Source organism: Paenibacillus sp. FSL R7-0204, from assembly GCF_038002225.1.
Lineage (GTDB): Bacteria > Bacillota > Bacilli > Paenibacillales > Paenibacillaceae > Paenibacillus_AQ.
Genome location: NZ_JBBOCA010000001.1, coordinates 895544 through 910935, shown reverse-complemented (window position 1 = coordinate 910935; position 15392 = coordinate 895544). Strand labels below are relative to the sequence as shown.

Below are 15392 nucleotides of genomic sequence, written 5' to 3'. Positions count from 1 at the left end.
CCTGCACGCGAAGCATATGAATTCTTATCTTCAAAAAAAGACGCCTTTAGGATCGCCGCAGGCGGTAAAGGTGTCTTTAAGATGAGCTTGCCTCTGAGGTTATGTGTGCCTTACTCTAGCTGAACCAGTTCATAATCATTGCATAATCGGATACCACAAAAACCAGCAGGCTTACCACTGCAAAACCGATAGCAAATTTGTTCTTCTGCGGAGCTCTAAGCAGCCGGACCACACCGATAAGTATCAGGATCGTGAATACAATCATAAACGCATCGAAGGTATGAAATTTAGACGGTTCTTGCGCGGCAGCTTCTGCAAGCAGCATGGCAATCCCTCCCTGAGAGTGTTGTCAAGCAAGTTTCTCTAATCCATATCACCTTCTATGTTATCGTTACCATTTCCGTCACGCAATAGAAAAATTTTAAAAACGGTGTATTTGTCACAAAAAATATTCCTTATGGCTAAATCACGCCTCGGATTGGCGATATTTATCATTGACTGCGGTTGTTTTTTTAATTTTCAAGGAGCCAATCCACCTCAATCCAGCCTACAGCTGCTGCTATCCATTCAACGTAAAAGCTTCTCATTGAATCTTACGGCGGACATGCTGTAATTATGCGTGATTGATTTGGCTGGCCTTTGTGGACTTAGTGGACCGGATAAGTGCTAAATCGCTATCCACCATCATCTTGACCAATTGTTCAAATGGAACCTCCCGTTCCCAGCCTAGCTTTTCTTTAGCCTTGGAGCAATCACCAAGCAGTAAATCCACTTCAGCAGGTCTAACAAATCTCTGATCAACCATAACATAATCTTTCCAATTCAATCCTACATGACTAAATGCGATATTTACAAGTTCTTCAATTGAATGAGTCTCTGCCGTAGAGATGACAAAATCATCCGCATTATCCTGCTGAAGCATCAGCCACATTGCTTTTACATAATCGCCTGCGAAGCCCCAGTCTCTTTTGGCATCCAGATTCCCCATCCGGAGTTCGGTTTGCAGACCCAGCTTAATTCTCGCAACAGCATCAGACACTTTACGGGTTACAAATTCAATACCGCGGCGTGGAGATTCATGGTTGAACAATATCCCGGAGCAGGCAAACATGTTATAACTTTCTCTGTAGTTAACAGTAATCCAGTGACCATAAACTTTAGCAGCACCATATGGACTTCGCGGATAGAAAGGAGTCGTTTCTTTTTGTGGTGTTTCTAACACTTTACCGAACATTTCACTGCTTGAGGCTTGATAAAATCTTGCTTCCGGTTTAGTCAAACGAATCGCCTCGAGCAAATTGGTAACACCCATTCCAGTAGCCTGAGCAGTTGCAACAGGTTGAAGCCATGAGGTGGCTACGAAAGACTGAGCAGCCAAGTTGTACACTTCATCCGGGTCCGAGAGGCTCACTGCTCTCATCAGTGATCCCAAATCAAGCAGATCGCCTTCTATAAACTCTATTTCATTCTTGAGATGCTCGATGTTATCCATTATTGGTATACTTGTTCTACGGCGTAAACCATATACTTTATAGCCTTTTGATAACAGAAGTTCTGCCAAATATGATCCATCTTGTCCTGTAATCCCTGTAATTAGTGCATGCTTTGTCATTTTACGATCTCCTTTTTCAAAGGTAGTTGAGCTTACTCATACCTATTAACAAAGCCTGAATAATATGTCTAAGCGCTTTCTTGTCCGGTATCCTTACAAAGCAGACCCATTGACGAGAATACACACGCTCTACTCCGAATCCATCTCGAGACTCGGTACTCATTATCCTGTTACATTCGAGTCTGGATTGGAAGAACAGTTTGGATTGCGGACTCACAGGAAGGCTTCAAACGGGGATCTAAGGCTACCCGCCGGTTTAAGATTATCTTCGGCATCCGCAGTGATTTGTAGTGGGGAGCAGATACTATAAATTGCTGATTGGGCAAAATTACTACTTCGTGTGTTTTTGCTTACCGCCGTAGTGGGAGTGCGAGGGATATTTAGTGGAATTCGTACATTTATTTTGGCAAAAACCTTGAAATTATTATCAATAGTTGGAAAAACAACACTTGTTGAAATCTATTTTCAGAAATTTACAGAGTTCCATGGAGAGAAGTGGACTTTTTCCAACTCCGTTCGTTCAACACACCATTTTGGCTGTATTAAGTGCCTTATTTCCAATTACGTATGCTTTAAAAGTTAGAGAATCCGTAGAGGGCGTTCTGTCTCCCCAAAGCGTTTGAAACATGTGAAACCTGCCGCAATATATTAAAAATACCCCATGCCTCTTCTGTAAGAAGGGACATGGGGTATTCAGGTTTATGAGTTGATTGCTACACCGTCTCAGAAGCCTGCAATTCCATAGCCTGCGTACGTTCCGTATCACGGATCAGGACAGGCTTCAGGTAGCGGCCCGTGTAGGATTCTTCAACACTGATCAGCTTCTCTGGTGTCCCGGTGGCCAGGACAGTACCGCCGCCGCTGCCGCCTTCCGGCCCCATATCGATGATATAGTCGGCTGTCTTGATGACATCGAGATTATGCTCGATGACCAGTACCGATTCGCCGGAATCGACCAGGCGGTGCAGCACCTCAAGCAGACGGCCGATATCATCGACATGCAGACCGGTTGTCGGCTCATCCAGGATATACAGTGTCTTGCCGGTGCTGCGGCGGTACAGCTCGGAAGCCAGCTTCACACGCTGGGCTTCACCGCCGGACAGGGTGGTTCCCGGCTGGCCGATGTTGATGTAGCCCAGACCTACATCCAGCAAAGTCTGCATTTTGCGGTGAATCTTAGGAATATTCTTGAAGAACTCCGTTGCATCCTCGACAGTCATCTCCAGCACATCCGAGATGTTCTTGCCTTTATATTTCACTTCCAGCGTCTCGCGGTTATACCGTTTGCCTTTGCAGACTTCACAAGGCACGTAGACGTCCGGCAGGAAGTGCATCTCAATCTTGATAATGCCGTCTCCACGGCATGCCTCACAGCGGCCGCCCTTCACATTGAAGCTGAAGCGCCCCTTCTGGAAGCCGCGCACCTTGGCCTCGTTCGTCTTGGAGAACAGGTCGCGGATATCATCGAACACCCCTGTATACGTAGCCGGATTGGAACGCGGAGTACGTCCAATGGGAGACTGGTCAATCTCGATAACCTTGTCCAGATTCTCCAGACCGCGGATTTCTTTGTGCAGGCCGGGACGGACCTTGACCGCCTTGTTCAACTGGCGGGCCAGACTCTTGTAGAGAATCTCATTAATAAGCGAAGATTTGCCGGAGCCGGATACCCCGGTTACCGCTGTGAAGACACCGAGCGGAATTTTTACATTCACATTCTTCAGGTTATTCTCCTTCGCTCCACGGATCTCAATCCAGCGTTCATTATCGGTTGGCCGCCGCTTGGAAGTCACCGGGATGAACTTGCGTCCGCTCAAGTATTCACCGGTCAGGGAACCGGGGTCTTTCATAATCTCCTCCGGGGTCCCTTGGGCAATGACCTGGCCGCCGTGTTTGCCGGCACCCGGTCCAATGTCGATAATATAGTCAGCTGCCATCATGGTATCCTCATCATGCTCAACGACGATGAGCGTATTGCCCAGGTCGCGCATATGGGCGAGCGTGGCAATCAGGCGGTCGTTGTCCCGCTGATGCAGGCCGATACTTGGCTCATCCAGAATATAGAGGACACCCATCAGACTGGAGCCGATCTGGGTAGCCAGCCTGATGCGCTGGGCTTCCCCTCCGGATAACGAGCCGGCTGCCCGGCTAAGGGTCAGATAGTTCAGCCCCACATTCACCAGGAAACCGAGCCGGCTGCTGATTTCCTTGAGGATCAGATTGGCAATCGCTGTTTCTTTCTCACTGAGCTGGAGATCTGCGAAGAAGTCCAGGCAATCCCCAATTGACAGATCCGTCACATCCGCAACGTTCCGCTCATTGATGGTCACCGCCAGAATCTCTTTTTTGAGCCGCTTGCCCTTACACGAATGGCAGGGCTTGGCGCTCATGAAGCCTTCAATGAACTCACGGATTCCTTCGGAAGCTGTATCGCGGTACCGGCGCTCCAGATTAGGAATGATTCCTTCAAAAGCAACCAGGGCGTCTTTGCGCTGGCCGAAGTCGTTCTCATACCGGAAGCGGATCTTCTCGCTGCCCGTTCCGTGCAGCAGCTTGTTCATATGCTCCGCGGAGAGGCTGCTAACCGGTACATTCTGCGGAATCTTGAAATGCTCACACACCGATTTCAGGAACTGCGGATAGTAGTTCGACGTACTGCCTGTCCAGGCCAGGAAAGCCCCTTCTTCAATGGACTTCTCCATATCCGGGATCAGCAGATCGGGATCGACTACCATATTCATTCCCAGCCCGTCACACTCAGGGCAGGCCCCGAAGGGGCTGTTGAAGGAGAACATGCGCGGAGCCAGCTCTTCTATGCTGAATCCGCAGACCGGACAAGCAAAGCTTGCACTGAACAGCAGCTCTTCCTGGCCCATCACATCCACGAGAATCTGACCGCCGGACAGCTTCAGCGCAGTCTCCAGGGAATCGGTAAGCCGGGTCTCGATATCATCCTTAATCACAATCCGGTCAACAACAACCTCAATTGTATGCTTTTTATTCTTCTCCAGTACAATGTCTTCTGTCACTTCGCGCAGTTCACCGTCCACACGTACACGGACGAAGCCTTGCTTCGAGATATCTGTGAACAGACCCTTATGCTCACCCTTACGGCCGGAAATGACCGGGGCCAGAATCTGCAGCCGGGTCTTCTCCGGGTATTGCATAATCCGGTCCACCATCTGTTCAACGGTCTGGGAAGTGATCTCTATGCCATGATCCGGACAATGCGGATGGCCGATCCGGGCAAACAGCAGCCGCAGATAATCATAGATTTCGGTAACCGTCCCAACCGTGGAACGCGGGTTACGGCTAGTCGTCTTCTGGTCAATCGATATGGCCGGGGAGAGTCCGTCGATGGAATCTACATCCGGCTTCTCCATCTGGCCCAGGAACTGGCGGGCATAGGCAGACAAAGACTCCACATACCGGCGTTGTCCCTCGGCGTAGATGGTGTCGAAGGCCAGAGAGGATTTGCCCGAACCGCTCAGTCCCGTCAGCACGACGAAGCGGTCACGCGGAATCGTTACGTCGATGTTCTTGAGATTATGGGCCCTTGCGCCCTTGATTACTATACTTTCATGTGCCAACGGTACCTCTCCTTTAAGGGGAATTTAAAATGGAAAAACATTACCTTTCGATCCCTCCCAAACCCTCCCTTCCAAGGGAGGGCCCCAAGGGTTGCACCCTCTGGACACCCGCAAGCTCGGCGGAAGGAATTAGGTTGGTGAATGGACGACTACTGGGGCAATGGGCCCGCTAACCCCTACGGGGCCGCTCCTACGATTAGAGCGATTCGGCTCGCTGTGGCTTGCCGACAACGCTGTCCCTTCGGGATACGCGCTAAAAAATTAACTGCGGGCTGTTCCTGCGGAATGCGCAAGAGCTTAACGGCACGCTGTCCTCCGGGATACGCGCTAAGGGCTTCAACGGCACGCTGTCCCTTCGGGATACGCGCTAAGGGCTTCAACGGCACGCTGTCCCTCCGGGATACGCGCTAAGAACTTAACTGCGGCTGTTCCTGCGGAATGCGCAAAGAACTTAACGGCACGCTGTTCCCACGGGATGCGCAAGGGCGTGGCCCCTTTATCTTCAAAAGGAACGGCCTGAGTAGCGCCGTTCCCTGGATCGTTAACTTCAGCGCCGGGTTACTCTGCCCGCAATTCAAGCAAGGCATCGCGCAGTTCGGCGGCGCGCTCGAATTGCAGGTTCTTGGCGGCGTCCTTCATCTCGGCCTCCAGGCGCTGCATCAGGCTCTGCTTGTCTTTCTTGTTCAGCTTGCCGCCGACACCGGTGAGGTAATCGGCCTTGGACTCGGCCACCTTGGTCGCCTCGATGATATCGCGCACCTTCTTGTTGATGGTCGTCGGGGTAATCCCGTGCTTCTCGTTATGGGCGATTTGAATCTCGCGGCGGCGCTGGGTCTCGCTCATTGCCTTCTCCATGGAGTCCGTAATGCGGTCCCCGTACATAATGACCCGGCCCTCCGAGTTACGGGCGGCACGGCCGATCGTCTGGATCAGCGAACGCTCGGAACGGAGGAAGCCTTCCTTGTCAGCATCCAGAATCGCGACTAGCGACACCTCCGGCAGGTCAAGACCCTCTCTGAGCAGGTTAATACCGACCAGCACGTGGAAGGTGCCCAGACGGAGATCACGCAGAATCGCCATACGCTCCAGTGTCTTGATATCGGAGTGCATATAACGTACCTTGATGCCAATCTCCTTGAAGTAGTCCGTCAGGTCCTCAGACATCTTCTTCGTAAGGGTGGTAACGAGCACACGCTCATCGCGTTCTACCCGGTCACGGATTTCATTGATCAGATCATCGATCTGCCCTTCGGTAGGACGCACTTCAATGATCGGGTCAAGCAGACCGGTAGGACGGATAATCTGCTGAACCATAGTATCGCAATGCTCCATCTCATAAGGGCCCGGTGTTGCGGATACATATACAATCTGGCTGACCTTGTCTTCGAATTCCTCGAATTGCAGCGGACGGTTATCCAGCGCAGACGGCAGGCGGAAGCCATGCTCCACCAGGACAGTCTTACGCGCACGGTCACCGTTATACATCGCCCGGATCTGCGGCAGCGTCACATGGGACTCATCAATCACAATCAGCATGTCATCCGGGAAATAGTCCATCAATGTATACGGAGTCGCTCCCGGCTCCCGGAAGGTAAGCGGACCGGAATAGTTCTCGATCCCCGAGCAGAAGCCGACTTCCTTCATCATCTCGATATCATAACGGGTCCGCTGCTCCAGCCGCTGAGCCTCCAGCAGCTTGCCTGCTTCACGAAGCACAGACAGCCGCTCCTCCAGCTCACGCTCAATATTGACAAGTGCTACACGCATCGTCTCTTCCTGGGTAACGAAGTGAGACGCCGGGAAAATCGCGATATGATCACGTTCACCGATCAGCTCGCCTGTCAGAACATCAATCTCCGTAATCCGTTCGATCTCGTCTCCGAACAGCTCTACCCGGATCGCATGCTCGCCCTGGGATGCCGGGAAGATCTCAACGACATCCCCGCGCACACGGAACGTACCGCGCACGAAATTAATATCATTACGCTGATACTGGATATCTACAAGCCGGCTCAGAATCTGATTGCGCGGCTTCTCCATCCCTACACGCAGCGAGAGCAGCAAGCTTCCGTATTCCTGCGGCGAACCGAGACCATAAATACAGGACACACTCGCTACAATAATAACGTCACGGCGTTCGAACAGCGAGCTGGTTGCCGAATGGCGGAGCTTGTCGATTTCTTCATTTATGCTGGAGTCTTTCTCAATGTAAGTATCGGAGGAAGGGATGTACGCCTCTGGCTGGTAGTAATCGTAGTAACTGACGAAGTAATCCACGGAATTGCTCGGAAAAAATTCTTTGAACTCGCTCGCCAGCTGCGCAGCAAGCGTCTTGTTGTGCGCAATAACCAGCGTGGGGCGGTTCAACTTGGAAATCACTTGTGCGATGGTAAAGGTCTTGCCTGTACCTGTCGCTCCCAGCAGCGTCTGGTGCTTCTTGCCCTGCCGGATGCCGTCCAATAACTCTTCTATGGCATGAGGCTGATCGCCCTGGGGTGTATACTCGGACTCCAGTGCAAAAGTCTTCGTACTGACGACAATATCACTCATTTGCCCGTCTCCCCTCTATCGTCTAGAATATATGAATATATTATAATTTTAACCCTAATTATCCTTCATCCATACCAAGCTGAAAAATATGGAAGATAGGAATGCACGTTCCCGTTTATTATACAGCGTTGCCCAGACTGTTGCAAACCATAATATATAGAAATTTAAGGAGCCTGAATTTATGGATTTCATTACAATACTCGGCCTGCTGGCCGGAATTGCCGCTATGACCGGCGGTTTTCTGTGGGAAGGCGGCAGCCTGTCCGGCCTGCTGCAGCCCAATGCTGCCCTGATCGTGTTCGGCGGTACCCTTGCGGCGGTGCTCATCAGCTTCCCGGCGTCCAAGCTCCGCAGCATTCCGGCGGCGCTCCGCTTGGCTTTTGGCCGTCAACGGGATAACAGCCGGGAACAAGCCGAAGAGCTGATTGCCATGGCTGCACTCACGCGGCGCGGCGGTGTTCTCGCCCTGGAGAAACGGGCAGAGGAACATCCAGATCCCTTCACCCGTGAAGGACTGTTTCTGATTGTCGACGGCAATGACCCGGATCAGGTCCGCCAGATCCTGGAGCTTGGGATGGATGCCAAAGAGCTGAAATATGAAGGGTATGCCAAAATTTTCGAATCCGCCGGCGGCTATGCACCGACCATGGGGATTATCGGCACCGTCATGGGGCTGATCCGGGTTCTGAGCAATTTAACGGACCCTTCCAACCTGGGCGCGTCGATTGCCGTAGCTTTTACAGCAACGCTCTATGGCGTAGCCAGCGCTAATCTACTCTTTTTACCCATTGCCTCCAAAATCAAGTCCCGCAGCCAAAGCGAGCTGGGCACCATGGAGATGCTGCTCGTCGGCATTCTGTCCCTGCAGAACGGGGATCACCCGCATCTGGTCCGGCAAAAGCTGGCCCCCTTCCTGGCAGACGCCCCTAAACGCAGCAGCAGCACCAGCCCGGGAGAACCGCTATGAGACAAAGAAACCGCCGGCAGCCCCGCGCCGCCGGCAAGGAGAGCCGGGACCGCTGGATGATTACCTACGCAGATCTGATCACGCTTCTGCTTATTTTCTTCGTGATTCTGTATGCTATGAGCAGCCTGGATTCGCAGAAGTACGCCATTGTCAGCGGCTCCTTATCGGATACCTTCAAGAGCGGAAGTGCAGTGCTGGAAGGCGGAAGCGGCGTGCTGGAGGGCAACCAGGGAATCACCGGGAATGGCCTTTCGAAGGGGGATACTGAAGAAGGCGGAACGGCTAGCGGTCCTTCTGCTACAGGCTCCGCGAATGCGGGCGGGCTGAATGGAACCAGGGCAGATCATACTGGAACCGGACAAACAGGAGATGGGGAGGGACACGAGCCGTCAGCGCGCGAGCTTGCTTTTCGGGAACAGGAAGCGAAGCTGGCTGCACTGATGGGCGTCATCACCCAGTATGTGGAGGAGAATAACCTCGGGGAACAGATTTTTGTTGCCGATAAGCCGCAGGGCATTGCCATCACGCTGAGTGACCGCTTCCTGTTCGATGCGGGTAAGGCTGAGTTGAAATCCCCTGCCTTCCCTGCACTGCGCCAGCTCTCCGGCCTGTTCCGCGGTATCGGCGCCACCATCAGCATCGAAGGCCACACCGACAATGTTCCCGTGACGCCAGGATCAGTGTACAAAGACAACTGGGAGCTATCCGGCGCCCGGGCGCTGTCCGTCCTGCGCTTTTTTCTGGACAAAGAGGGGCTGAGCCCCGATACCTTCCAGTACGCGGGTTATGCCGATACCCGGCCTGCTTACGATAATACAACCGCCGAGGGAAAGCAGCGGAACCGCCGGGTGGAATTGATTGTGCTGCGGCAGCTTCAGGAGGAAGAATAGCACGTAACCGCGAGCGAATCAGCTCAGATACCGGCAGGCGGCAGAAACATATATCCACTTACTAATATAAGGAGATAGACCGCTATGCAGGATACAAACGGAGCGGCGCCGGAGGCCGCAGGGTTTTTCAGGTTTTTGCGGCTGGCCGTTTCGCTGATCATGATCATTATTGCCCAGGGGATGCTTACCCTCTTCGTCGGATTTTTTGCCGCCTTCATGCAGTTCTTCTCCTCCCGTTACTTCTGGGGAGACCTGGCCCGCGTCTATCCGCTGGACAAGCTGATTGCAATTGGCGCTGATTACCTTATTGCCGGAGCTCTTTTCGCCCTGGCTTGGTTCGGGGTCTGGTGGATGCTCTACGGCTTGTCCGGGAATGGGCGGATCCGCTGTTTCCCCCTGCTTCTGCTGAGCGCATATTCGACGTTTCTTCTCCTCTTTTTACAAGTCAATCCGGTCTATAACCCGGAAGCCATGATCCCCAGTTCTGCAGGGGAAGCGACATTTATCGTATGTATGGGGATGTCTGCCGCCGTGCTTTTCCCGTTTTATTCAGCCGGAGTGTATTATTTCGTGCTGAAGCCCGCCACCCGTCCCCGAAAAAGGTACCGTTTCCTGCTGCTGTGCCTTCTGTTTGCTGTGGCGGGCCTGGTTCTCTTGCCCTTCCTGTGGCACTCTGCTCCCATCGTCTATCCCGGTTTGCTCAGCTTCCCGGAATAACAGACAGACGCAAAAAGACAGACCTCTCACATTAGTGACATCTAATGTAATAAAGAGAAGTCTGCCGTATTCAGCGCTTTCGCGGATAAGCTAACTTTTATTCCCCAACCAGTTCCTTGTACGCAGCCGCATCCAGCAGGCCGGTTACTGCCTCTGCGAACTCTGCGTCCAGCTCCAGCTCAAAAATCCAACCGTCTCCGTAAGGCTGATCGTTGATCAGCTCCGGGCTGGCCTCCAGCGCATCGTTGATCTTAGTCACCTTACCGGATACGGGTGAATATAGCTCCGATACGGTCTTCACGGATTCGATACTGCCCACGCTGTCGCCTGCGGAGATCGCTGCGCCCACTTCCGGAAATTCTACAAACACGATATCGCCCAGCAGATGCTGCGCATGATCCGTAATCCCTACACGTACTACGCGTCCCTCGCCCTGCTGCGCCCACTCATGCTCTTCGCTGTATAGCAGGTTGTCAAGCACTTCACTCATGTCCAAGCCGCCTCTTTTCCGTAATTGGAGTTCTAAATTTAGTTATAGCCTAAGTTATCGGCTTGCCTAATGTCAATATAACTGACAGTAAAATTAAATTTGTCAACTTTTTGACGTTTTTTGATTGACAGGGCAGAGGGTTACCCGGTTTAATGGAGACAGTAGAAAAACATATGGTTTGCGAATGATGGCATAGGGAGAGACTGTCTCACAGGAAGACAGCGCCGAAGGAGTAAGCCCGGGATGGGTGAATCTCTCAGGCAAAAGGACCTTTGCCGGACGCATCTCTGGAGAGCATCCGGGTGCCTGCGCCGCAGGCTTCACGGATCACCAACGGGGAAACCTGCGCTGTACTGCAGGGTAACTCTCAGGTACAAGGGACAGAGCGAAAGTCCATTTATGCATGCGTGCATAATGGCTTTCGCCTGTCCTTTTTCGTATGTAATCAAAGCCAAGGGAGTGACAAGATGGAGTCTTTGAGAAGAACGCCTTTTTATGACCTCTATGCCGCTTATGCGGAGTCCAGATGTATTGATTTCGGCGGCTGGGAGCTGCCGGTGCAGTTCACAGGCATTGTGAAGGAGCATGAAGCTGTCCGTGAACGGGCCGGACTGTTCGATGTCTCCCACATGGGAGAATTCATGGTTACCGGGAGCGGCGCTGAAGCCTTCCTCCAGAGAATGACCACCAATGATGTCACACGCCTGGAAGACGGCGCGGCCCAGTACACTCTGATGCTCTATCCAAGCGGCGGAGTGGTGGACGATCTGCTCGTATACCGGCTGGGCGAAGAGCGCTATATGCTTGTCGTCAACGCTTCCAATATCGACAAAGACTTCCAGTGGCTGCAGGAGCATCTCACCGCTGAGTTCAGCGGGGTCACTCTGAACAATGTCTCGGATGAGACCCTGCTGCTTGCCTTGCAGGGACCGCTGGCCGAGACGATTCTGGCCAAAGTTACGCAGGTGTCTCTAACAGAGCTTAAGCCGTTCCACTTCATCGAACAGGCTGAAGTCTGCGGCGTCACTGTCCTGCTCTCCCGTACCGGATATACCGGCGAAGACGGCTTCGAGCTGTATGCTCCCGCCGATACAGCAGCAACACTCTGGAACGGCCTGCTGGCCGCTGGCGCTCCGCACGGCCTTACGCCTGCCGGACTCGGCGCACGTGATACACTCCGCTTCGAGGCCAAGCTGCCGCTGTACGGCCAGGAGCTGTCTGCGGAGATTACGCCGCTTGAAGCCGGTGTCCAGTTCTTCGTGAAGCTGGACGCAGGGGACTTCATCGGCCGCGATGCCCTGCTGAAGCAGAAGGATGCCGGCCTGCCCCGGCGTCTTGTGGGCCTGGAGATGATCGACCGCGGCATTCCCCGCTCCCACTATCCCGTATACGCGGATGGAGTGAAGATAGGTGAAGTAACGACCGGCACCCAGTCCCCGACCCTGAAGCGGAATCTCGGACTCGCCCTGCTGGATACTGCCTATACGGAGATCGGTACAGAGGTGTACGTAGAGATCCGCGGCAAGCAGCTGAAGGCTGCCGTCATCAAAGCCCCATTCTACAAAAGAAGCCAAGGAGTGAAGCCGCAATGAAGCACCGCTATCTGCCTATGACCGGGCAAGACCGCGCAGAAATGATGGAAACCGTAGGCATCCAGTCCATCGATGAGCTGTTCGCCGATATTCCGCAGTCTGTCCGTTACCAGGGTACTCTGCCGATGTCCGGCGCTCTGGATGAGTACGCACTGCTTCGCCATATGAAGGGGCTGGCAGACAAGAATACCGATTTCGACACCCACGCCAGCTTCCTTGGCGCCGGATTATACGATCACCATGTTCCAGTCGTCATCAACCATGTGATTTCCCGTTCGGAATTCTATACCGCCTATACCCCTTATCAGCCGGAGATCAGCCAGGGTGAGCTTCAGGCGATTTTCGAATTCCAGTCCTATATCTGTGAGCTGACCGGGATGAAGGTTGCCAATGCCAGTATGTATGACGGCGCAACTGCTTTCTCCGAGGCAGCGGTGCTGGCCGCCGGAGCCACCAAACGCAAGAAGCTGATTGTCTCCCGCACAGTTCATCCTGAGGCGCGTCAGGTGCTGCGCACCTCTGCCAACGCCTGGGGCCTGCAAATTGTGGAGATTGACTACGCAGACGGGGTAACGGATCTCGCCAAGCTGGCCGAAGCTATCGACAGCGATACGGCTGCAGTGCTGGTCCAGTCCCCGAACTTCTTCGGCGGCATTGAGGATCTGCGCCAGATCGAGCCGCTGGTCCATGCGGTAAAGGGTCTACTCGTCGTCAGCGCGAACCCGATTGCGCTCGGCGTGCTGGAAGCCCCGGGAAGACTTGGCGCAGACATCGTAGTCGGCGACGCGCAGCCGCTGGGTATCGCCGCCTCGCTGGGCGGCCCTACCTGCGGATTCTTCGCGGTGGCTGAGCCGCTCATGCGCCGGATGCCGGGCCGGATCGTCGGCCAGACGGTTGACCGGAATGGCAAGCGCGGCTTCGTGCTGACGCTGCAAGCCCGCGAACAGCATATCCGCCGGGAGAAGGCGACCTCAAATATATGCTCCAACCAGGCGCTCTTGGCGCTGTGTGCTTCCGTCTACCTCTCCGTCATGGGCAAAGAGGGCATGCGTGAGGTTGGTGAGCTGAACATCCGCAAGAGCCACTATGCCGCTGGGCTGCTGGCTGAAATCACCGGCGCAGAGCGCGTCTTCACTGCCCCGTTCTTCAATGAATTTGTCCTGAAGCTCCCGGAGGGCAGCAGTGTGAGTGCAGTGAACTCCAAGCTGCTGAAGGAAGGCTATCTGGGTGGCTATGATTTAAGCAGGGATTATCCCGAGCTGGCCGGACATATGCTGGTGGCCGTAACGGAGAAACGAAGCAAGACCGAAATTGATGAATTCGCAAGTGCACTGGAGGGCTGTCTATGAAACCGGAACAAAGTCTGATTTTTGAATTAAGCCGTCCAGGCCGCTCTGCCTACTCCCTGCCTCTGTGTGATGTGCCGCAGGACGAGGGCCTTGGCTCACTCATCCCTGAAGGGCTGCTGCGCAGTGAGCCGGTCGTACTGCCGGAGGTATCCGAGGTGGATGTGATCCGCCACTATACCGCCCTGTCCCGCCGCAACTTCGGAGTCGATAACGGCTTCTATCCGCTCGGCTCCTGCACGATGAAATACAACCCGAAGATCAACGAGGATGTCGCCCGCTTCCCGGGACTCTCCAAGATCCATCCGTACCAGCCGGAGGAGAGCATCCAGGGTGCACTTGAACTGATGTACACGCTGCAAAAGGATCTTGCCGCCCTGACTGGCATGGATGCTGTATCCCTGCAGCCCGCTGCCGGCGCCCACGGCGAGTGGACCGGCCTGATGATGATCCGCGCCTATCATGAGAGCCGCGGCGAGGTTCGCTCCAAGGTGATCGTGCCCGATTCCTCGCACGGCACCAACCCGGCAAGCGCCGCAGCTGCCGGCCTTGAGACGGTCACCATCCCGTCCAATGACAAGGGTATGGTTGACCTTGCGGCGCTGAAGGCGGCTGTCGGCAGTGACACCGCTGCGCTGATGCTCACGAACCCGAGTACCCTCGGACTCTTCGAGACGCAGATCGTCGAGATCGCCGCAATTGTCCATGAAGCGGGCGGCTTGCTCTATTATGACGGAGCGAACTCCAACGCGATTATGGGCATCACCCGCCCTGGCGATATGGGCTTCGATGTGGTGCATCTCAACCTGCACAAGACGATGAGTACGCCGCATGGCGGCGGCGGGCCGGGAGCCGGACCGGTCGGTGTGAAGGCGAAGCTGATCCCGTTCCTGCCGCAGCCTACTGTGGCCCAGAACGGGGACGGCAGCTTCACGCTGGACTGCGGCGGGCCGGAATCGATCGGCCGCGTCAAAGCCTTTTACGGCAACTTCGGGATTCTCGTCCGTGCTTATGCGTATATCCGCACCTACGGTCCTGACGGCCTGCGTGAGGTGTCCGAGAACGCCGTGCTGAACGCCAACTATATGATGCACCGGCTGGCTCCTTACTTCGAGATTCCCTTCCCGGGCGTCTGCAAGCATGAATTCGTCATGTCCGGCAAGAACCTTAAGCAATACGGAGTACGTACCCTCGATGTAGCCAAACGGCTGCTTGACTTCGGCTATCATCCGCCAACCGTCTACTTCCCGCTGACGGTAGAGGAATGTATGATGATTGAGCCGACCGAGACCGAGAGTAAGGAGACGCTCGACGGCTTCATTGAGACGATGATCCGAATCGTTAAGGAAGCCGAGGAGACGCCGGAGATAGTCATTAACGCACCGCATACGACTGAAATCAGCCGCCTGGATGAGACGCAGGCCGCGCGTAAGCCGGTACTCAACTGCTCCTGCGGTTAACCCTACTACTAGAGAAGCAGGGCTTCTGTGGCAAACAAGTGGAAACGGCTTTGCCGTCCTTTTAAAGGACGGTAACGTTTCAGCGAGAAATAGAAGGATAATGGATAGCGTGAAACACATCAATTCTTATATTTTCAAATAGCCGGGTCAGGGATACATTCGTATCGCTGCCCGGCTA

General features: G+C 54.1%; 12 protein-coding genes and 2 riboswitches. Of the genes, 7 read left to right on the top strand and 5 right to left on the bottom strand.

Annotation, left to right across the window (positions count from 1 at the left end):
* Positions 1 to 115 precede the first annotated feature (115 nt).
* Positions 116 to 325, bottom strand: coding sequence for a hypothetical protein (locus tag MKX42_RS04090; protein ID WP_036721132.1), 210 nt, complete (start codon positions 323 to 325; stop codon positions 116 to 118).
* 288 nt (positions 326 to 613) lie between these two features.
* Entirely contained in the window at positions 614 to 1612 is a 999-nt protein-coding gene (gene gmd, locus MKX42_RS04085; RefSeq protein ID WP_340751451.1) for a GDP-mannose 4,6-dehydratase, read from the bottom strand.
* Positions 1613 to 1720: 108 nt separating this feature from the next.
* On the opposite strand from gmd, the gene MKX42_RS33370 reads away from it, so the two are divergent.
* The gene (locus tag MKX42_RS33370) at positions 1721 to 1903 is read left to right on the top strand and encodes a DUF3977 family protein (protein ID WP_445669360.1); all 183 of its coding nucleotides are present in this window, start codon (positions 1721 to 1723) and stop codon (positions 1901 to 1903) included.
* Between the two features lie 422 nt (positions 1904 to 2325).
* Here MKX42_RS33370 and uvrA read toward each other — a convergent pair whose 3' ends face one another.
* Positions 2326 to 5202, bottom strand: coding sequence for an excinuclease ABC subunit UvrA (uvrA, locus tag MKX42_RS04080; protein ID WP_340751450.1), 2877 nt, complete (start codon positions 5200 to 5202; stop codon positions 2326 to 2328).
* A 558-nt stretch (positions 5203 to 5760) separates the two neighbouring features.
* A complete protein-coding gene (gene uvrB / locus MKX42_RS04075; RefSeq protein ID WP_340751449.1) occupies positions 5761 to 7752 on the bottom strand; it encodes an excinuclease ABC subunit UvrB in 1992 nt (663 codons plus the stop codon).
* A gap of 181 nt (positions 7753 to 7933) precedes the next feature.
* Here uvrB and MKX42_RS04070 point away from each other — a divergent pair, with 181 nt between their 5' ends.
* The 3 genes from MKX42_RS04070 to MKX42_RS04060 all read left to right on the top strand — a co-directional run bounded on the left by MKX42_RS04070 (position 7934) and on the right by MKX42_RS04060 (position 10326).
* Complete coding sequence (locus tag MKX42_RS04070; protein ID WP_340751448.1) at positions 7934 to 8719, top strand: flagellar motor protein; 786 nt, start codon at positions 7934 to 7936, stop codon at positions 8717 to 8719.
* Complete coding sequence (locus MKX42_RS04065) at positions 8716 to 9609, top strand: flagellar motor protein MotB (protein ID WP_340751447.1); 894 nt, start codon at positions 8716 to 8718, stop codon at positions 9607 to 9609. Before MKX42_RS04070 ends, MKX42_RS04065 begins: the two co-directional genes overlap by 4 nt.
* An 84-nt stretch (positions 9610 to 9693) precedes the next feature.
* The gene (locus MKX42_RS04060; protein ID WP_340751446.1) at positions 9694 to 10326 is read left to right on the top strand and encodes a hypothetical protein; all 633 of its coding nucleotides are present in this window, start codon (positions 9694 to 9696) and stop codon (positions 10324 to 10326) included.
* A gap of 97 nt (positions 10327 to 10423) precedes the next feature.
* On the opposite strand, the gene gcvH is transcribed toward MKX42_RS04060, so the two are convergent.
* A complete protein-coding gene (gcvH, locus tag MKX42_RS04055; RefSeq protein WP_036721148.1) occupies positions 10424 to 10816 on the bottom strand; it encodes a glycine cleavage system protein GcvH in 393 nt (130 codons plus the stop codon).
* A gap of 184 nt (positions 10817 to 11000) precedes the next feature.
* A riboswitch (glycine riboswitch) is annotated at positions 11001 to 11098 on the top strand.
* Between the two features lie 3 nt (positions 11099 to 11101).
* Positions 11102 to 11202, top strand: a riboswitch (glycine riboswitch).
* Positions 11203 to 11283: 81 nt separating this feature from the next.
* On the opposite strand from gcvH, the gene gcvT reads away from it, so the two are divergent.
* The 3 genes from gcvT to gcvPB are packed head-to-tail and all read left to right on the top strand — an operon-like array spanning position 11284 to position 15214.
* Positions 11284 to 12408, top strand: coding sequence for a glycine cleavage system aminomethyltransferase GcvT (gene gcvT / locus MKX42_RS04050; RefSeq protein ID WP_340751445.1), 1125 nt, complete (start codon positions 11284 to 11286; stop codon positions 12406 to 12408).
* Positions 12405 to 13757 (top strand): aminomethyl-transferring glycine dehydrogenase subunit GcvPA, encoded by a 1353-nt coding sequence (gene gcvPA / locus MKX42_RS04045; RefSeq protein WP_340751444.1) that lies wholly within the window; start codon positions 12405 to 12407, stop codon positions 13755 to 13757. Before gcvT ends, gcvPA begins: the two co-directional genes overlap by 4 nt.
* Positions 13754 to 15214, top strand: coding sequence for an aminomethyl-transferring glycine dehydrogenase subunit GcvPB (gene gcvPB / locus MKX42_RS04040; protein WP_340751443.1), 1461 nt, complete (start codon positions 13754 to 13756; stop codon positions 15212 to 15214). Before gcvPA ends, gcvPB begins: the two co-directional genes overlap by 4 nt.
* The last annotated feature ends 178 nt before the right edge of the window (positions 15215 to 15392 follow it).